At 48.1% G+C, this 17077-nt stretch carries 18 protein-coding genes and 1 tRNA gene; 10 read left to right on the forward strand and 9 right to left on the reverse strand.

Translation table 11 applies throughout. From position 1 onward, the window contains the following. Nucleotides 1-40 precede the first annotated feature (40 nt). From LTAR_RS11280 to LTAR_RS11295, 4 genes are all read right to left on the reverse strand, one after another. Entirely contained in the window at nucleotides 41-1771 is a 1731-nt protein-coding gene (locus LTAR_RS11280) for a bifunctional diguanylate cyclase/phosphodiesterase (protein WP_062422346.1), read from the reverse strand. A 300-nt stretch (nucleotides 1772-2071) separates the two neighbouring features. Then, the gene (locus LTAR_RS11285; RefSeq protein WP_062422347.1) at nucleotides 2072-2578 is read right to left on the reverse strand and encodes an NUDIX hydrolase; all 507 of its coding nucleotides are present in this window, start codon (nucleotides 2576-2578) and stop codon (nucleotides 2072-2074) included. Then, nucleotides 2575-3681: an anti-sigma factor gene (locus LTAR_RS11290; RefSeq protein ID WP_062422348.1), complete on the reverse strand. Its 1107-nt coding sequence runs from the start codon at nucleotides 3679-3681 to the stop codon at nucleotides 2575-2577. Before LTAR_RS11290 ends, LTAR_RS11285 begins: the two co-directional genes overlap by 4 nt. After that, nucleotides 3678-4298 carry an RNA polymerase sigma factor gene (locus LTAR_RS11295; protein ID WP_062422349.1) on the reverse strand — a complete coding sequence of 207 codons (621 nt, stop codon included), beginning with the start codon at nucleotides 4296-4298 and terminating at the stop codon, nucleotides 3678-3680. Before LTAR_RS11295 ends, LTAR_RS11290 begins: the two co-directional genes overlap by 4 nt. A 188-nt stretch (nucleotides 4299-4486) precedes the next feature. Here LTAR_RS11295 and LTAR_RS11300 point away from each other — a divergent pair, with 188 nt between their 5' ends. From LTAR_RS11300 to LTAR_RS11315, 4 genes are all read left to right on the forward strand, one after another. Continuing rightward, nucleotides 4487-4978, forward strand: coding sequence for a SixA phosphatase family protein (locus LTAR_RS11300; RefSeq protein ID WP_062422350.1), 492 nt, complete (start codon nucleotides 4487-4489; stop codon nucleotides 4976-4978). An 83-nt stretch (nucleotides 4979-5061) separates the two neighbouring features. Then, entirely contained in the window at nucleotides 5062-5385 is a 324-nt protein-coding gene (trxA, locus tag LTAR_RS11305) for a thioredoxin (protein WP_062422351.1), read from the forward strand. A gap of 16 nt (nucleotides 5386-5401) precedes the next feature. Continuing rightward, nucleotides 5402-7285 carry a S9 family peptidase gene (locus LTAR_RS11310; protein WP_062422352.1) on the forward strand — a complete coding sequence of 628 codons (1884 nt, stop codon included), beginning with the start codon at nucleotides 5402-5404 and terminating at the stop codon, nucleotides 7283-7285. A gap of 116 nt (nucleotides 7286-7401) precedes the next feature. Beyond that, entirely contained in the window at nucleotides 7402-8190 is a 789-nt protein-coding gene (locus LTAR_RS11315; RefSeq protein ID WP_062422353.1) for a hypothetical protein, read from the forward strand. Here LTAR_RS11315 and LTAR_RS11320 read toward each other — a convergent pair. From LTAR_RS11320 to LTAR_RS11335, 4 genes are all read right to left on the reverse strand, one after another. After that, complete coding sequence (locus tag LTAR_RS11320) at nucleotides 8187-9083, reverse strand: cation diffusion facilitator family transporter (RefSeq protein WP_062422354.1); 897 nt, start codon at nucleotides 9081-9083, stop codon at nucleotides 8187-8189. The genes LTAR_RS11315 and LTAR_RS11320 overlap by 4 nt on opposite strands. A gap of 150 nt (nucleotides 9084-9233) precedes the next feature. Then, nucleotides 9234-10298: a pyridoxal-phosphate-dependent aminotransferase family protein gene (locus LTAR_RS11325; protein ID WP_062422355.1), complete on the reverse strand. Its 1065-nt coding sequence runs from the start codon at nucleotides 10296-10298 to the stop codon at nucleotides 9234-9236. Between the two features lie 27 nt (nucleotides 10299-10325). Continuing rightward, complete coding sequence (locus LTAR_RS11330; protein WP_062422356.1) at nucleotides 10326-10523, reverse strand: hypothetical protein; 198 nt, start codon at nucleotides 10521-10523, stop codon at nucleotides 10326-10328. Nucleotides 10524-10543: 20 nt separating this feature from the next. Continuing rightward, a complete protein-coding gene (locus LTAR_RS11335; protein ID WP_062422357.1) occupies nucleotides 10544-11443 on the reverse strand; it encodes a sortase in 900 nt (299 codons plus the stop codon). A 274-nt stretch (nucleotides 11444-11717) separates the two neighbouring features. Here LTAR_RS11335 and LTAR_RS11340 point away from each other — a divergent pair, with 274 nt between their 5' ends. From LTAR_RS11340 to LTAR_RS11365, 6 genes are all read left to right on the forward strand, one after another. Further along, nucleotides 11718-12497, forward strand: a complete 780-nt coding sequence (locus tag LTAR_RS11340) for an HAD-IIA family hydrolase (protein WP_062422358.1) — start codon at nucleotides 11718-11720, stop codon at nucleotides 12495-12497. Between the two features lie 177 nt (nucleotides 12498-12674). Then, entirely contained in the window at nucleotides 12675-13391 is a 717-nt protein-coding gene (locus tag LTAR_RS11345) for a hypothetical protein (protein WP_062422359.1), read from the forward strand. 15 nt (nucleotides 13392-13406) lie between these two features. Continuing rightward, nucleotides 13407-14342, forward strand: coding sequence for a cation diffusion facilitator family transporter (locus LTAR_RS11350; RefSeq protein WP_062422360.1), 936 nt, complete (start codon nucleotides 13407-13409; stop codon nucleotides 14340-14342). Between the two features lie 38 nt (nucleotides 14343-14380). Beyond that, entirely contained in the window at nucleotides 14381-15781 is a 1401-nt protein-coding gene (locus tag LTAR_RS11355) for an extracellular solute-binding protein (protein WP_158423437.1), read from the forward strand. A gap of 4 nt (nucleotides 15782-15785) precedes the next feature. Continuing rightward, a complete protein-coding gene (gene rnhA, locus LTAR_RS11360) occupies nucleotides 15786-16214 on the forward strand; it encodes a ribonuclease HI (RefSeq protein WP_062422362.1) in 429 nt (142 codons plus the stop codon). 19 nt (nucleotides 16215-16233) lie between these two features. Then, nucleotides 16234-16731, forward strand: a complete 498-nt coding sequence (locus LTAR_RS11365) for a ClbS/DfsB family four-helix bundle protein (protein ID WP_062422363.1) — start codon at nucleotides 16234-16236, stop codon at nucleotides 16729-16731. A gap of 269 nt (nucleotides 16732-17000) precedes the next feature. On the opposite strand, the gene LTAR_RS11370 is transcribed toward LTAR_RS11365, so the two are convergent. Next, nucleotides 17001-17071: transfer RNA gene (locus LTAR_RS11370), tRNA-Cys, on the reverse strand. Nucleotides 17072-17077 lie beyond the last annotated feature (6 nt).

The following is a 17077-nucleotide window of genomic DNA, read 5'->3' on the forward strand; positions in this document are numbered from 1 at the left end:
CTTAAACACATGATTCGTCTGTTTCACCTGCATACCGCATTTAAACATAATAGCTTTTTACCTGGTTCTTTCCATTGGTCTTTGCCTGGAACATTGCCTGATCGGCTTTTTCTATCAAGGCATCAAATGTGGTTGTGTCATCGTCAATATCAGCTACACCAACACTTACCGTCAGATCGAGATCACCAATGGGCGTCTCGATCTTTTTTCCACTAATGGCTATTCGGAGGCGATCTGCCACTTGAAGTGCGTTGGCTAAATCTGTTTCGGGAAGCAGAATTACAAATTCATCCCCGCCATACCGGCCTAATATATCCACCTCTCGGATACTGGACTTCCAACGATCTGCCATGGAGCGTAAAACATGGTCTCCAACAGAATGGCTGTATGTATCATTGATCGATTTAAATTCATCGGTATCAATCATCACGGCTGACAGACTGCGACCATAACGACGGGCTCGTTCCACCTCACGCCGTCCTAATTCAAATAAACCTCTTCTGTTATAAATATCTGTCAATTCATCTGTAATGGCATATTGTTGTACTTCAGCATATAATCGGGCATTTTCAATAGCCACAGCCGCCTGATCGGCAAAAGCCTGTAACCTCTCGGCATGGCGTTGGTTATAGAAACCCGCCTGAGAGCTTTCAAGGTTAAGAAAGCCAAATACCTGCCCCTTGCTGCGCAGCGGCGCCGATGCCATGGATCGTGCCCAATGCATACTTGATTGACTTTCAATACCCACATATCCCTGTAAATCGCCCACTGCCAGCGGCATGCCGGTTTCATACATACTCAAAAAATGAGACTCTTGAACTATGGGGATCTGCAGGCTCATCATGGTCTCTTCCAGACCGAGCTCTGCATATCCGATGGAACGGACGATATAGGCGACCCCAGACCAGATCATCATGACATTAGCGGCTTCGTTTGGCACCACTGAGCCAACATTGACCAAAATGCGATCCAATACTTCATCAAAATTCAAGGTACTGGTCAATGCTTCTAAAGAATCACGCAGTGCGTTGGCCAATGCCATCTCATTCATGTCATCTGCACTGGCGGAGTGGCAGATTTGTCCCATAAAAGCCATCAACAGAGAATTGTCTGATGGAACAAGGTTGAATTGAACCTGATAGCGAGTTTTTTCTCCTGATGCCATCCGCAGATCAAGCTCATGTATCTCAGTGGCCTGATCAGATTTTAATGATGGGATGATTTCATTCTGGATTAGTTCAACTGATTCTTTGTTGATGAAAGAGGAAATTTCAAGTGATTCGATATCTTTTCGACTGTATCCAGTGGTCAAAAGCCATTGCCGGTTGGCATCGACAATATTTCCCTTCTGATCCAGAAGCAATTGCATAACCGGAGAAAATTCAAATAAATCGTTGTGACCGGGTACCATTTGAGGCACCAGGTTTACCAGAGCAACTGCCAGATCATCCGAATCAGAAACCCTGGCATAAAGTGTAAATTCTCTATCGCCGGAGCCGGTATGCAGAAACAACCTGTCTATGATCACCGGATTTTTGCTGTGAAATGCCTTCCGGATAGCCTGGATCAATTGATCTGCCGTTCGAGCACTTGAATTCTGCAGGTTTAATAGAATCTGACCGGTTCCAATAGATGGGAATAGATCAGAAAATGCCCTGTTGGAGGAGATAATCCGTGTACTGTCTACCTCTACAAGAATGGAAGGCAGAGGAATATCAGAAACAGATATTCGTTGATTTTGAGATTGGCTTTGTTGAGTAATAGCATGCATAAGTATTTTTTCAGATTCCTGAAATCAACCAGTACCAGAAAATACCCAAGAGATCCATGCCAAAGGATCCCTCATGATCTATCTACACAGGCTCTGCCCGGGGGTCTTGTCAGCATTCCTTACCACTGAGAAACAACCAACAATTCTTGAAAACCAGCCTGCAGTAATCGGGAATTCTGATGCAAGGTTTGGGCCAATAACTGGAAAGATAAATCCATCAGGAACAATCTGACGATCTTAAGTAGATTATAGGAATGTAATGATTTATTGGAAAGAAATTTTATGTAAATAAATGAAAGGTTACCTGTTTTCTTTTATAATATTTTGCAGTGTGATCCGAGTGGCTGCAAAAGCCAGAGGCGGCAATGAATTCATCGAGAAGAATTCTGCCTGATCCGCATCGTCACCAGACTTTAATACTCCACCTGTAATCTCACCACGATAAATCAACAAGATATCAGATCCGTGCTCATGCTCACGTCCACTGAATACATCGAGCAACTCTGTGATCTTGATTTCCAGCCCTGTCTCTTCACGGCATTCCCGTTGGGCGGCTTCAGGTATCGATTCACCAGAATCCATGAATCCGGCCGGTAATGTCCATTCCCCCTTATGCGGAGGATTAACCCGCCTGACCAACAGAACTCTATCATCCTCCAGGATGACAACAGCCACTGCTACTTTTGGATCGGAAAAATAAACCCATCCACAAGAAGGGCAGACCGGGCGGATTTTCCCGAATTTCTCTTCCTGTCGGACGGGTGTACCGCATTGAACACAAAATGAAATTTCATCTGGTTTTTTCATAATGTCGATTTTTTCTTGAGTATGTAACCGATAAAACCCAGTATCACAGCCGCCATCAGGAATATCACGCCATATGATACAGATGCGAGTGTCATTGCTTCTTTATTAAATGGGACTGGTTCCACTGGTTTCTGGGTTTCAATTGAAGGCTGAATAGTTGTTGGTTTTATCTCGACTTTTTGGATCTCTTGTTGCGCAGCAGCTACCGTCGGAGCCGCCGTAGGTGTTTCTTTACCACCTCTCGTTGATTCTGGCTTCGCCAGAAAACGGATTTCTGCCGTTGGCGTATTTGCCGATTCAACCGGAGATAAAGCGGTCTGTTCTTTCGGAGCGGCAGCAGTCGAAGGCCTCATTTCTGGCAAGGGAACTTCTGTGTTTCCAGGGATGTTGGCGTCTTCCACTATCACAGCTCCGGTTCCTGCCTCAGGTACAGACGGTCCTGATTTCAACATAGGTACAGCCGCCGCCTGTGGAGGCGCTGCTTCTGCAACCGTATTCTGATCGGTTGATGGAACTATTTCTGTAGGAACTGTATCAAACCACGCCTCTGTCACAATTTCTGTCGGTATGGCTCCTGTTTCCATTCCGTATTCTTGCACCTTATCCGGCGCCGTACCCGGAATAGCCAGTTTTTCAGATTCTGCCGTATTGAGAACAGTCAATGTTGGTATTCCAATAATACCTTTGGCTGTCTCTTCACCTATGTTTTCCTGTGTGGGTGTCACGACAGCCTGTGCAGGCGGGAGAGCCTGCAAAGCCATCGGTGCTGCAGATGGTCTGGCTGCCAGAGGGAAAAGATCCAAAAGAAAGAAGATAACCGCCAACAATGCGGCAGCTGCCGAACTGAAATTCAACATCGGGATCAACCAGAGCCAGCCGTGTGGATGAACCATTTCGGGAGTCAGGTAGAAATTTCGACGGCGTTTTACATCAGGTACTTCATGCAACAATCCCTTCACGCGTAGAAGGGACTGGTACGCCTGAAGGAATTCAGCATCTTGCCTGATGCGGTTTTCGATCTGCTGCCGTTCCATATCAGATACAGCATGATCGGCATACGCTGACAGGATTTCCCAATCATGATCGGATAATCTGGCCGTCATTTCCTATCCTCATATTTCTGACGGATTTGCCGGGGTAAAAGTTCCCAGAATTCTTCAAGGCAGCCGCGTAATTTCAATCGAGCCCGTGCCAGCCGGCTCTTGACGGTTCCCATGGGGCAACCAGCTATACGGCTGATTTCTTCGTATTCCATCTCATCCACATCGGCTAAAACGGCGATCATGCGAAAATCCGGCGGCAAGTCTTGAAGGCAATGTTGCACCGCACTCTGTAATTCCTTCATCTCACTGATTTCTGCCGGTGTGGGAGACTGATCTGGAAGCCAGTAATCTGCCTCTATATAATCTGGATCTTCTGAACCTGCTTCAATGGAAATTGCCGGGTGACGTTTTTTTCTGCGAATCTCGTCATAGCACGCATTTATGGCAATCCTCATCAGCCAGGCTTTGAAGGAGCCTCCCCGAAAAGATCGGATAGTTTGAAACGCAGAGATGAACGTTTTTTGGGTGATGTCTTCCGCTTCATCAAAACTACCCATAATACGGTACGCTGAATTGAATACTGCGTCTTGATGCAGCGTGACTAACTGATTAAATGCCTCCAGATTGCCCGCACAGGCTTCTTTAAGCCAGAGATCTTCTTGGAAATTCAGATTCACCGCGAGTTATTACCCTTCTTCTTGACCATCAGGCAAATTATAGCCTTTCCTTTCAGATCAAACATTACCAGTGAATCGGCATGGTTAACATTTTATTAATAGTAAATCGGCACGATTGAAATAAGGTATGATATTAACGCATTATTCAGGCGTTTCTTTTTTAGCAAACCAAACAGGAAAACTTTCGTATGAAAACATTACTTTTGATGCGGCACGCGAAATCAAGCTGGAAACACCCCGAGTTGCCGGATCAAGACCGTCCGTTGAACAAACGTGGTGAAAAAGATTCTCCACACATGGGGAAGTTTCTACGTGAAAAAGAGCTGGTTCCGCAGCTCATTCTGGCTTCTCCGGCTAAACGGGTGACTCAGACAATCGATGGCATGCTGACCAAGATGAATTTCAAGGGCAAGGTGGAATACATCGATTCACTCTATCTGGCTGAACCTGCCGCTTATCTTTCCACGCTTCAGACAGTCCCCGATAAATTTGACCGAGTTTTGATTGTCGGCCATAATCCAGGATTGGAAGGATTGCTTCAAATTCTGAGCGGACAGGTGGAATCCCTTCCGACTGCTTCTGTGGCACATCTTATGCTTCCAATTGACCACTGGTCTGATCTCAAAGAAGAGACTCGCGGAGAACTTGTTGAAAGGGTCAAACCCCGCGATCTGAAATAGTAAAAATGCATACAAAAAAACAGGCGGCCTTACCCGCCTGTTTTTTTTATTACAATAAGAGCATACTAATTCACGAGGATGTCATGTCTAACTTACCTGCTCTTCAAACACCTGAATTTGCCAGTAAAGTTCAAAAAGCCACACTGCCTGTGATTCTGGATTTCAGTGCCAACTGGTGTTCACCCTGCAAGCGTCTGGCTCCAATCCTGGAAAGTCTGGCAGAAGAATGGTCAGGCAAAGCGAGTTTTTTCTCAGTGGATGCCGATACAAACAGTGATCTGGTGATGCAATTTGGCGTTATGAGCCTGCCAACCCTGGTGATTTTTAAGAGGGGTAAAGAAGTTGGCCGCATGGTCGGTCTGCAAAGCCGGGAAAAATTAATAGAATTTGTTTCCCCGCACCTGTAGAAGAAGGAATATCAAGATGAACTCAAAAGAAACGTGCACCTATGGATTATGGCCCAGTCAAGTAAGCGCAGCAGCCGCCGGTCAGAAATTGCGGTTGGAGGATGTCCAATTTGCTTCAGGCAATGGGACACTACTCTGGGTGGAAGGCCGGTCTGGCACCGGGGTGCTCGTTCAGCAAAAACCCGGTGACGCCCGGCGTGATCTGACCAGTTCGGGGTTTTCTGTAAGGGGAGGAATCGGGTACGGCGGCGGTGAATTTACTACGCATAAAGGTATCGTCGTTTTTGCCGATAAAAGCGGGCGGCTTTACAAAACCGAACTGGAAAATGGTCTGCCGGTTTCGATTACGCCAACCTTTGGGGCATTTGCCGATCCACAAATTTCGCCAGACGGCGCCTGGGTATTGGCCATTTATTCCAACGGTAAAGAAGATCTGCTCAGCATCACAGATATCGAGGGAAGCGGATGGCCAGTTCAACTTGTTAAGGGAGCCGATTTCTATATGTCTCCCCGCTGGCATCCTGGCAGTAAGATCGTTGCCTGGGTTGAGTGGAATCATCCCAATATGCCATGGGATGGCACAACTTTAATGCTTGGTCGTCTGGAAGGAACCCCGCCCCGGTTGATTGATTCCCACAGTGTGGCGGGAGAAATCGACCAGGCGGTCAGTCAACCTGAATTCTCTTCAGATGGCCGGTATCTAAGTTACATTGTCTCAAATGGAGAGTGGGAAGACCTGGTACTGCTCGAATTACAGACGGGTGAGTCACGAGTACTGGTAAAGGGCGATGGATTTCATCTGGCACAACCAGCCTGGGTTCAGGGAATGCGTTTTTACGGCTGGGCAGGCAACAGCCGGGATATTTTCTACATACGCAATCATGGCGGGTTTGCATCTCTGTGGCATGTCGATATTGAAACAGGGCAGTCAGATCAAATTGATACAGCGCCTTATACATGGATCACCCAACTGGCCGTCTCACAGGAGGGCAATGACGTTGCCTTTCTAGCTTCTGCCGCCGGCATTCCACCCCGTGTGGTTCGATGGGATGGATTTCAGATGCATGTAGTCGCTTATAGCGATACGGAACGGCTGCCTTCAGGTTATTTCTCAAACGCTGTCCCTCTTGAATGGAAGGCTTCTGACGATAGTGTGGTGTATGGAACCTACTATCCACCATCCAATCCGGGTTTTGAATCAGAAGGGCTTCCCCCTGCAATCGTGTATATTCACGGTGGCCCCACCTCAGAACAACCTGTAACGTACAACTCTGAGAGGATATATTTCACGTCACGCGGATATGCCTGGCTGGATGTCAATTATCGGGGCAGCAGCGGTTTTGGACGCAGCTATCTTCAAGCGCTAAAACATAGCTGGGGAGAAAAGGATGTGGAAGATGCTGTCGGTGCCGCTCATGCTCTGATAGAAAACCGGCTGGCAGATCCGAAAAAGTTGATCATTCGCGGGGGCAGCGCTGGTGGATATACCGTTTTGAATGCTCTCATTCGAAATCCAGGCCTGTTTAAAGCAGGCATATGCCTGTATGGTGTCAGCAACCTTTTCACCCTTGTGCAAGATACGCACAAATTTGAAGCCCGCTACAATGACAGCATGGTCGGGTCATTGCCTGAAGCAGCAGAAAAGTACCATGCCTGGTCACCAGTATTCCATGCACAGTCCATTCGTGATGCCCTGGCTGTATTTCAGGGTTCCGTTGATCGGGTAGTACCTCCATCACAATCGGAAGAAATTGTGAATGCTGTTCGACGCAATGGAGTGCCCTTGCTGTATAAAGTTTATGAAGGTGAAGGTCACGGTTTCCGCAAAGACGAAACGTTGGCAGACTACTACTCCGAAGTGGAACGCTTCTTGCAACAATTTGTACTATTCGCCGTATAGATGCGACTCTGTATTCAGGCGGAAAGCACTTTGCCATCCATTTCCATTTGCCCGGTACTATTACGCCGACCTTTCTTTATATCAGGGCGAACAGGGAAGGAAAGAGAGTAACCACTTTGACCAGGAAATTATTGCTTTTCATCTTACTTGTGTTTGTCATGATCGGTGCGACCGGTTGTGAGAGGCCTTCCACTATTGCACCAGTGGCAGTCGCTCCCACTCTGGCACCCGTGGCAAAAGTAGAAACGCCAACGTTAATGATCAAAACACCTGTTAAGGTTGCCACCCAGGCATCAGGTTTTCAGGAAATTTTGAGTGCTACTCAGACAGCCGTGGCAACCATCCGGTCTGGCACTCTTACTGCCACCGCCAGTGGAATAAATGGCATGACCACCGGTACACCTGGAACACCTGACGTAATGGGGATGCCCGGTACACCAGGCGCACCAACTGCTTCCGTCATGGCTCTTGGAACTATCTATCCTGGAACCGCAGTAGTTTCTGGCACACCCGGCGCCAATGGCACACCGGGTGTCGGTGGAACTCCGTCACCATTTTCTGGAACGATTGCCGTTCCCACGGCGACAAAGTTCATTCCTCCCTTCCCGGTTATTCCTGGCGTCCCCACCTTTGGTGTTCTCAGTGTGGTGGGAGACAGCACCGTTACCATTATGACATCTGAATTCCCGGCAAAATCAGAATATACGGTTTATATGGGAGCAGCCGGAACCCGCGGATATGGCGGCACACTACTGGGTACCTTCAAAACCGAGAATGGCGGTCAAATGACTCTGGTCTTCAATATTCCCGCCACTTTGCGAGGCTTTTCACCCATTGATATACGTATCGAATTTCCTGACGGTCGGTACGCCTACAACTTCTTCTATAACATAACGGCAAATTAATCCCAGCCTTCGGGTTCGATGTGGACGTAAGCTCTGTCCACTTCAGGGAACTCTTCAAGCCGCTCAATCACCTGGTCACAGATCTCATGGACCTGATTGAGCGGCATGTTTCCGTCTACATTGATATGCATATCAACCACAAGCCGAGGTCCGCTGTACTCGGTGATGGCATGGTGCACATGCATCACACCGGGCACAGATTCGGCAGCGGCAACAAGATTCTGCCGTAATTCTTCCGGAGCCCCTGCCCCGGTCAGAAATCCCAGGTTATCGCGTGCTGCCATGAACGCCGCCCTGAAGATCCAGAGAGCCACCAGGATACCGGCTACCGGGTCTGCCAGAGGATGAATAAAATCAGACCCGGCAATCCCCACAAACGCCGCCGTGGATGTGAGAACATCGCTCAAATTATCGGTGGCTGTAGTTGCCAGAGTCGGGCTGTGCAATTTATTCGCAATATTGCGAATCCAGACAAACATACCGGCTTTGATCCCGGCCGCCAGCAACAGAACAAACGTAGGCAGGCCAAGTTCAATGGCTTTACCTCCCTCAAGAAATCTTTCGATGGACGCTCGTACAGCTGCATAGCCGGCAAAGGTCATTGAAAATGTGATCATCAAACCTACGAGGGGTTCAAACCGGCTGTGTCCCTGGGGATGACTTGAATCAGGCGGACGCTGCGACATCCAGATCCCCAGAACCATCATCAAAGAATAGAGGACATCTGATGCCGAGTTTGCCGTATCAGCCAACAAAGCTACCGATCCGCTGAAATATGCCGCCGCCCATTTTATGGCTACCAGCAATGTATTTCCACAAAGTGTAATGATGAGAGCCGTGCGATAAAGTGCCTGCTCTCCTGGCTTTGATTTTTGTGTTCGAATCGATTGCATATACCGCAAGGCTCCAAGTCAGTAAAAATAAAACGATCCCAAAGAGCGCGCCAGTTTATTTCCAAAATAGACTGGTGCACCTTTGAGACCGTTGAGTAATACATCAACGCTGCGGGCTGAGTGCTCCGCCCGGTAGTTCTTAGAAGGTTATTATCCCATAAATTCTTCCATGTTGGCAAGGAGAGAATCGACATCACTCATGGTGATTTCTCCCATATGGGCAATCCGGAAGGTCTTGTCCTTCAGATCACCATATCCATTGGCTATCCGCATTCCTTTGGTGAGAAGGAATTTATTCAAAGCAGCAATATCCAATCCTTTGGTGTTTTTGATCGTGGATACTGTTTTCGAACGGTATGGTTCAGGAGCCAACGGATCCATTCCGTGAGCCACAGCCCAATTCTGGGTGCGTTTTGCCATGGCGGCATGCCGCGCAAAACGGTTGTCAAGGCCTTCTTCCAGAATACGGTCAAGTTGAACATCAAGGGCAAAAATCAAGGGCATCACCGGGGTCATGGGGGTGGAATCCTTGAGACGGTGCTTTTCCATGAGGACCAGGTCAAAATACCAACCACGATTGGCAACCGTTTCAGCCTTTTTCATAGCCCGGTCAGATGCAGCAGCCAGAGAAAGACCTGGCGGCAGAGCCAGGCATTTCTGAGAAGATGTCAGCAGGAAATCAATCCCCCAGGCATCCATTTCGATCTTGGTACCGCCCAATGATGAAACTGCATCCACCAGAATCAAGGTATCGGGAGATAATTCATGCACAACTTTAGCCAACTCTTTCACCGGATTTTCAACACCGGTGGAAGTCTCATTGTGAACAATGGTTACGGCTTCGTATGATTTCTTCTTAATGGCATCGGCCAGCATTTCCGGTGTGATAGCCTGTCCCCAGGGGACTTCCAGCCGGTCTGCTTTTTTACCATTGGCAATGGCACATTTATTCCAGCGATCCGCGAAAGCGCCGTTAACACAGGAGAGAACCTGTTCCTGAACAAAGTTACGAACGCCGGCTTCCTGCATCCCCGAACCGGAGGAAGTACCTTGAAATACCCGGTACTGTGTATAGAATAACTTTTGGGCCTTTTCCGCTGTACGGCGGAAGATCTCTTCGAAATCCTTGCTGCGGTGCGGCATCATTGGCTTGGCCTGCGCAGCGAGGACTACCGGAGCGACATCAACGGGTCCAGGAACAAACATTGGTGACATAAGACTCTCCTTTTAATTTGGCGTGGATTAACGGAGGAAAAACGTCAAAGCAATCAGAATCCCGAGGAATAGGATCACTTGAAGACCCATATTCTTCAAGTCATTTTTTACATAGGTATAATCTGGGTTGAATTCAGTTCCCGGTCGTGAAAATCCACCGGCTGGGTGAGATGTTGCGGCGCTCGGTGTAGTGAAGGAAACTTGTCGTTTTTGTTTTTTAGCCATGGGGGTCTATCCTGAATAAATTAAGAATTTTTCAAAACCGCAGTGATGACTATCCGGCGGTTATCAACCATATAAGGGTAACACGAAATTAGCGTTACAACAGAATCTGTTGTAGGAGACATAACCTCAACCTGAGCTGGCAGGACGATCCGGCTCTGGTTAATGACATAGGTATACGTACGCAGGTTTGTGAACAACACAATCGTATCACCAGTTTTTAACTTGTCTAGATCACGGAAAATTTCTCCGAAAACATCATTATGGGCAGAAAGGACCACATTACCGCCCTCTCCGGGGTTGGGTGTTCCGGCATGCTGGCCTACCCCTTTTTTCAGTTGTTCCCATCCATCACCCTGAATAACAGGAGCATCCACATTAATTGCCGGAATCTGAATTCGAACTGCCTGTTCGGGGCTGGCGGTTGGCAGCGGAATGGCTGCCATTGATTGCACCAGTGGACGCAAATGGGCAGGGATTTCTTCTTCATTCGGCTGCACACCTCCCGGAGCATTGGGTGGTGTATGGCCGGAGGGCAGTACCACAGCCTGAATAATGGCCGTGGGAGCCAGAGTGGGTTGAACCAGAGAAGAGGCTACTTCCTTATTAAGGTTACGCAAAATGGAGACACCGTTGAGGAGAACAAAAACCAGACCGATGACCGCCACGATCTCGATTCCTACCAACAGGCGGTCTATCCAAATTTTCCGTTTGGAAGGAACCGCCGCCGGTTCTTTAACTTCGCCTGGTTCATTCAGAATGCGGCCCGGTTTAAAACCGCTCTCTACCACTGTTCCGGTCACAATACGGCCTGTTCGACGATAATACGCCAGGCGTTCACGCCGTATTTTCATACGTTTTTCCGCCAGAAGCGATTGCAATTCTTCCAGCGTGTATTGATCAACCGGATGGTTATGTTCCACTCATACCCCGTTTCAAGTCAGACTTGTTTTTCGGTCAAAATTATACATCATCCATGTTCCTCACTCAGAGTCAGACCGGACTCACGTTTGAGTCATCAAATATCATGAAGTATCATGTAATGGGAATTTTCACATAACCCATTCAACCATATTCTGGATATGCAGTTCTCAAAACATTCGTATAATGATGATGATTTGTTAAAAATTTTGAACTTTCGGCAATATTCAGGTCCGAAAGGTGGTCATTATTCTTCGACTATCAATGGAAAACAAAATGGAAAAAAAGAAAAACTATCTTATCGATATGGACGGCGTTCTGGTGCGAGGACGGACGTTGATTCCAGGGGCAGACACGTTTATTGAAGCACTCAAGAAGCAGAAACATAAGTTTTTGATTCTTACCAACAATCCCCTGTATACGCAAAGAGATCTGGCGCACCGGCTGAGTTTGATCGGTCTGGAAATCGCCCCCGACCAAATTTTCACATCAGCCATGGCTACAGCCCGCTTTTTACACAGTCAGAATCCCAACGGAACTGCATTTGCCCTGGGTGAAAGCGGCCTGACTCAGGCACTTCATGATATGGGATTTGTGTTGACGGATATCAATCCAGATTATGTCGTTCTGGGTGAAGTAAATACATATAACATGGAACAGTTCACCAAAGCTATTCGTCTGGTCGTTCAGGGAGCGGCATTTATCGCCACCAATCCAGATGCTAATGGGCCTGATGAAGCCGGCGTTGTGCCGGCATGCGGCGCCATGGCCGCCCTCATTGAAAAAGCCAGCGGCAGGGCTCCTTTCTTTATTGGTAAACCCAATCCATTGATGATGCGTACAGCCATGAATTATCTGGGTGTCCATTCGGAGAACACCGTAATGATCGGTGACCGCATGGATACGGATATTGTGGCCGGTGTGATGGCCGGGCTGGAAACCATTCTGGTACTCTCTGGCGTAACCGGAGAACACACCCTGCACCGTTACCCATATAAACCATCACGAATTGTCAATTCCATTGCAGACTTGCAGCCTGAACGGTGCGAGGAATAGTCGGTTTTGCAGTCGCCATGTTCTACATTATCCCCCAAAAACGGCCTCAAGCCGTTTTTTTTTATTTACGATATATTGAAAACATCAATATCTTGATGATTTATCTCATAATACATTTTTGACCGATTTACTGAATGTTATAATCGAACCACCTTAATATGAAAAGAGTTACCTGATATGCTGCAAAACAATCTGTTAAAAACAATCGTTTTCTCATCCCTATCACTAATTATGCTGGTGAGTTCCACCGGTTGCTCCGCTATCTCTGCGTTGAATCCACCAACCGCCACTCCAACAGAGGTTCCGCCCACAAGCACGCCGCTGCCCTCACCAACCCCCATTCCCCCGACCAATACCCCGGAACCTACCAACACACCACTTCCAACAGCCACGCCCATTCCCCCGCTGGCTATTGAAACGGATGGTATTAATCCCTTCTGCCTGACCACGAAATACTTCTCCAGCCATGTGGACGGTCCGAACGGCCCGGCTTCGATGCCAGAAAATGCCCAGGCTGGAACAATTGACAAGAAAACCGGCACCATTACCTTCACCATCCCGGCTGTTTCCTGTACATTTGTCGTGCGTTTCAACCAGCCAGCCCCGACCGGACTCAAACTGCAGATCTGGGATGCCCGACCGCAAGAACCATTTATCGAATATGACATGGTGGCAAATCCGAGCAACCCGAATGAAGCTTATGCTGTTGTTACCCACACCATGGTCATCAATCCTCCAAAATGGTGGATGGACTATATCCTGACGGTTGTTACAGCCGACGGAAAAGAACTTCTTAAGAGTCCCCTGCATGTTCAAAAACCCCTTCCGAAGAAATGCTGGGATGGTTCGTATCCCAACCCTGTAACCCTTTTCTGCCCCATCCAGGATTCATAAAAAAGGTCTATCCATATGCCCTCTCACGAAGATACAAAGCTGGAAGGCCGCTACCTCTATTCAATCCTGATCACCAGTGTAGTTCTGATTGCTGAAGTTGCCGGTGGAATCTGGACTGGCAGTCTGGCGCTTCTTTCTGATAGCGCCCATGTTTTCACCGATATTCTGGCACTGGTGATCAGCTATGCCGCTTTCAGGCTGGCCAGGAAACCCAGTGATGACAACCACACCTATGGCTATCACCGGGTGGAAGTATTTGCCGCCCTGTTTAATGGTATTTCATTGGCCGTCATATGCATTGGAATCTGGTGGGAAGCCATTCAACGTTTCCTTACACCCAATAAGATCATGGGCATCCCCATGCTCATTATTGCGGTGATCGGTCTGGTTGCCAATGTACTGGTCGCCCTGGTTCTCAAAACCGACCATCATGACGACCACGATCATGACCACGGCGCCCATGGAAAAGAAGATTTGAACCTGCACAGCGCCTACCTGCATGTCATCGGTGATGCCCTATCATCCATAGGTGTTATCCTCGCTGGTTTTGCTATATGGCTGACAGGTGCCGTTTGGATTGATCCGCTGATCAGTATCTTGATTGGCATCATGATCGCGGTGAGCAGCTATCGGGTGTTGCGCCGCGCCGTCCACATTCTCCTTGAGGGAACGCCGGAAGAAATTTCCATTCCCGAAATTGCATCCGCCATCAGCAAAATAGATGGAGTTGCCGACGTTCATGATCTGCACATCTGGAATATTTGCTCCGGGCACATCTCGCTCAGCACACATGTTTCCTTAACGCCGGAATGCTGCGATAAACAATCAGGCATTTTGGAACAGATTCGCACATTATTGCTCGATCAGTTTTCTGTTGAACATGTAACCATTCAAATAGAATCTGAGAATTGCGGACAGGGCAACCGTATTGTTCCCAGACCGGCTGCCTGAAATCCATGTCATTCCTTCTTCGATACATGAAATTGTCTGTGATTAAATCAATTGCACCGCTATGCGCATTCGTGCTGATCTTTTCTGCCTGTTCAGTCTCTCAACCGGTGCCCAGTCAAACACAAACCAATGAAACCGTTACTTCTTCAGGTACTACACAGACCGTAGAATCAGTAAAAGAAACGGTTACACCAGCTCCATCAGCCACAATTCCGGCAGAGCTGGCCAGTCTTAAAGATACACATATCAAAATCATTCATCCCTGGACGGATGGAGCCGGTGTTCAGTTCAGCCGGTTGATCGATTCATTCAATCGGGAGAATATCTGGAAAATTCAGATCGAAGAAAGTCACAGCGGCAGTGTAAGCGAAACCGCACGAATATTTACTGATAGTATGGAAACCAGCGACCGGCTGGATATGGTGGTAACAACCCCCGAATATCTGGCTGTCTGGAATGATACCGGGTACACAATTGATCTGACAGATTTTATGGAGAATCCGGAATGGGGAATGCCGGAAAAAGAAAAAAAAGCCTTCCTTCCCGCTGTCTGGAATACTCAGATTCGAAAAGACCGTCTGATCGGTATTCCTGTGCAGGTTAATCTGCAATTCCTGGTATACAACCAGACGTGGGCCAAAGAACTTGGGTTTGACAAGGCTCCTGAAACTCAGGATGATTTATTAAAGCAACTTTGTGAAGCCGCCCATGCCAACAATTTTGATACGGTGAAAGAAAATGATGGTACCGGCGGGTGGATCATCAACTCTTCATCGCCGGTGCTCCTATCGTGGATCAATGCATTTGGGGGAAGCAAAGCCTGGGCAGATGATCAGGTGACTATCAATCAGGATGAAACAGGGGAAGCTTTCTCGTACCTGCGCCAATTGACGGAAAAAGGCTGTGCCTGGAACAGCCGTGTGGCTTCACCCTTCACCTACTTTGCCGGTCGACAGGCTTTAGTCATTTCAGCCACCCTGCCTGACCTGCTTGAACTCGAAGAGACCATGTCTTTTGCCAAAAACAAAGATGAATGGATCATCCTTCCCTATCCGGGAAGCGAAAAACCGGCACCGGTTTTAATGTCTGGTTTGTCCATTGGAGTTGCCAAAACCCGGCCGGTCAATGAACTGGCAGCCTGGTTATTTCTGCGCTGGTTGACACAACCCCGCAATCAAGCCATTCTGGCTGAAGCAGCCGGATCAATTCCCCCATCCACATCAACCATCGACTTGATGAAAACCTTCAGTGAAAAACACGTCTGGTGGAAAACTGCCACTGAGCTGACTCCTTCAGGCGTCATGCTGCCGGCACTACCCGCCTGGCAAAAAGTGCGTCCGGTATTAGAGGATGGATTCTGGCAAATGCTCCAACCCACCCCCATACCTGTACCAACCCTTATGGAACAGATCGACCAGACCATCAAATCTGTTCCGTAGTTGTATGACAGAATACATGATCTACACAGATGGAGCCTGCGAACCCAATCCCGGTCCAGGCGGTTGGTCTGTTGTATTCATAGAGAATGGCGTAAAAAAGAAAGTCATAAGCGGCGGAGAGCGGTCAACCACCAACAATCGAATGGAATTAACCGCAGCGCTTCGTGCCATGGAAAATCTTCCCACTGGGGCTCATGCCGTCATTTTTACCGATTCTCGCTATGTAAAGATGGGAATCACCACCTGGCTGCCGGATTGGGTCAGCCGCGGATGGAAACGGGCTGGCGGAAAACTGGCCAATGAAGACCTGTGGAAGGCATTGCATCGGCAAACTTTGCGGGTTCATGTCAGTTGGCGGTGGGTTCGTGGACACGCCGGTTCAGCCATGAATGAACTGGCTGACAGGGAAGCCCGAAAAGCAATTCCAGGATAAGGTTTGAGTGGAGGGAAAAATGGCCAAACCAACATCAAAAGAAGATTTGCTCAAGGAAATTGATACCGAGAGAAAAAAGCTGGAAGATTTTCTGGCTGCCATACCTGCCGATACGATGACACATAAAAAAGTCGTTGGCGAATGGACCACCAAAGATGTAATCAGTCATTTGATTGCCTGGGAACAGATGGTCATTCTGTGGGTGAAGAGCGGATACGAAGGCAAGGTTTTTCCTGTTCCGGCAGAGGGTTTCAAATGGAGTGAGCTGCCGGCATTGAATGATAAGATTTTCAGAGACCATAAAGATGAGCCGTTGGATGTTGTGGTGATGCAGAAGTTTCACGACTCCCACCGGCAGATAGTCGATCTGTTAAAGTCCCTGCCAGAAAAAGACCTGTTCACGCCGGGTTTGCAGAAGTGGCAGAACAAGAATATGTTGATCGCCTATTTCAAATCGAGCACTTCGAGCCATTACCTATGGGCACGGAAAGAAATCAGCCGGGGATTGAAAGGGTAAGAAAACAATCCATCCGGTTGGGTGCAAGCAGCACAGATTATTATGGATACATCAGATCTGTTTCGCAGGCAGACTACCCGGCTCCGCTTGCATCTACCGGAGGCCTGGGTTAACCACGGCTCAGGTCAAAGCATCCGGAGATATGGTTTTTTTCCATCCATCATCTCGCACCGGATGCTATGACCCTGCAGATGTTAATTTGAAAACTTATCCCTGGGTTTTCGGATAATGAAATAGAAAAAAGACCTCCACTTTCGTGAAGGTCTTTGAGGCGACGAGGGGATTTGAACCCCTGATGAGGGTTTTGCAGACCCTTGCCTTGCCACTTGGCCACGTCGCCAGAACA

The organism is Leptolinea tardivitalis (genome assembly GCF_001050275.1).
Classification (GTDB): Bacteria; Chloroflexota; Anaerolineae; order Anaerolineales; family Anaerolineaceae; genus Leptolinea; species Leptolinea tardivitalis.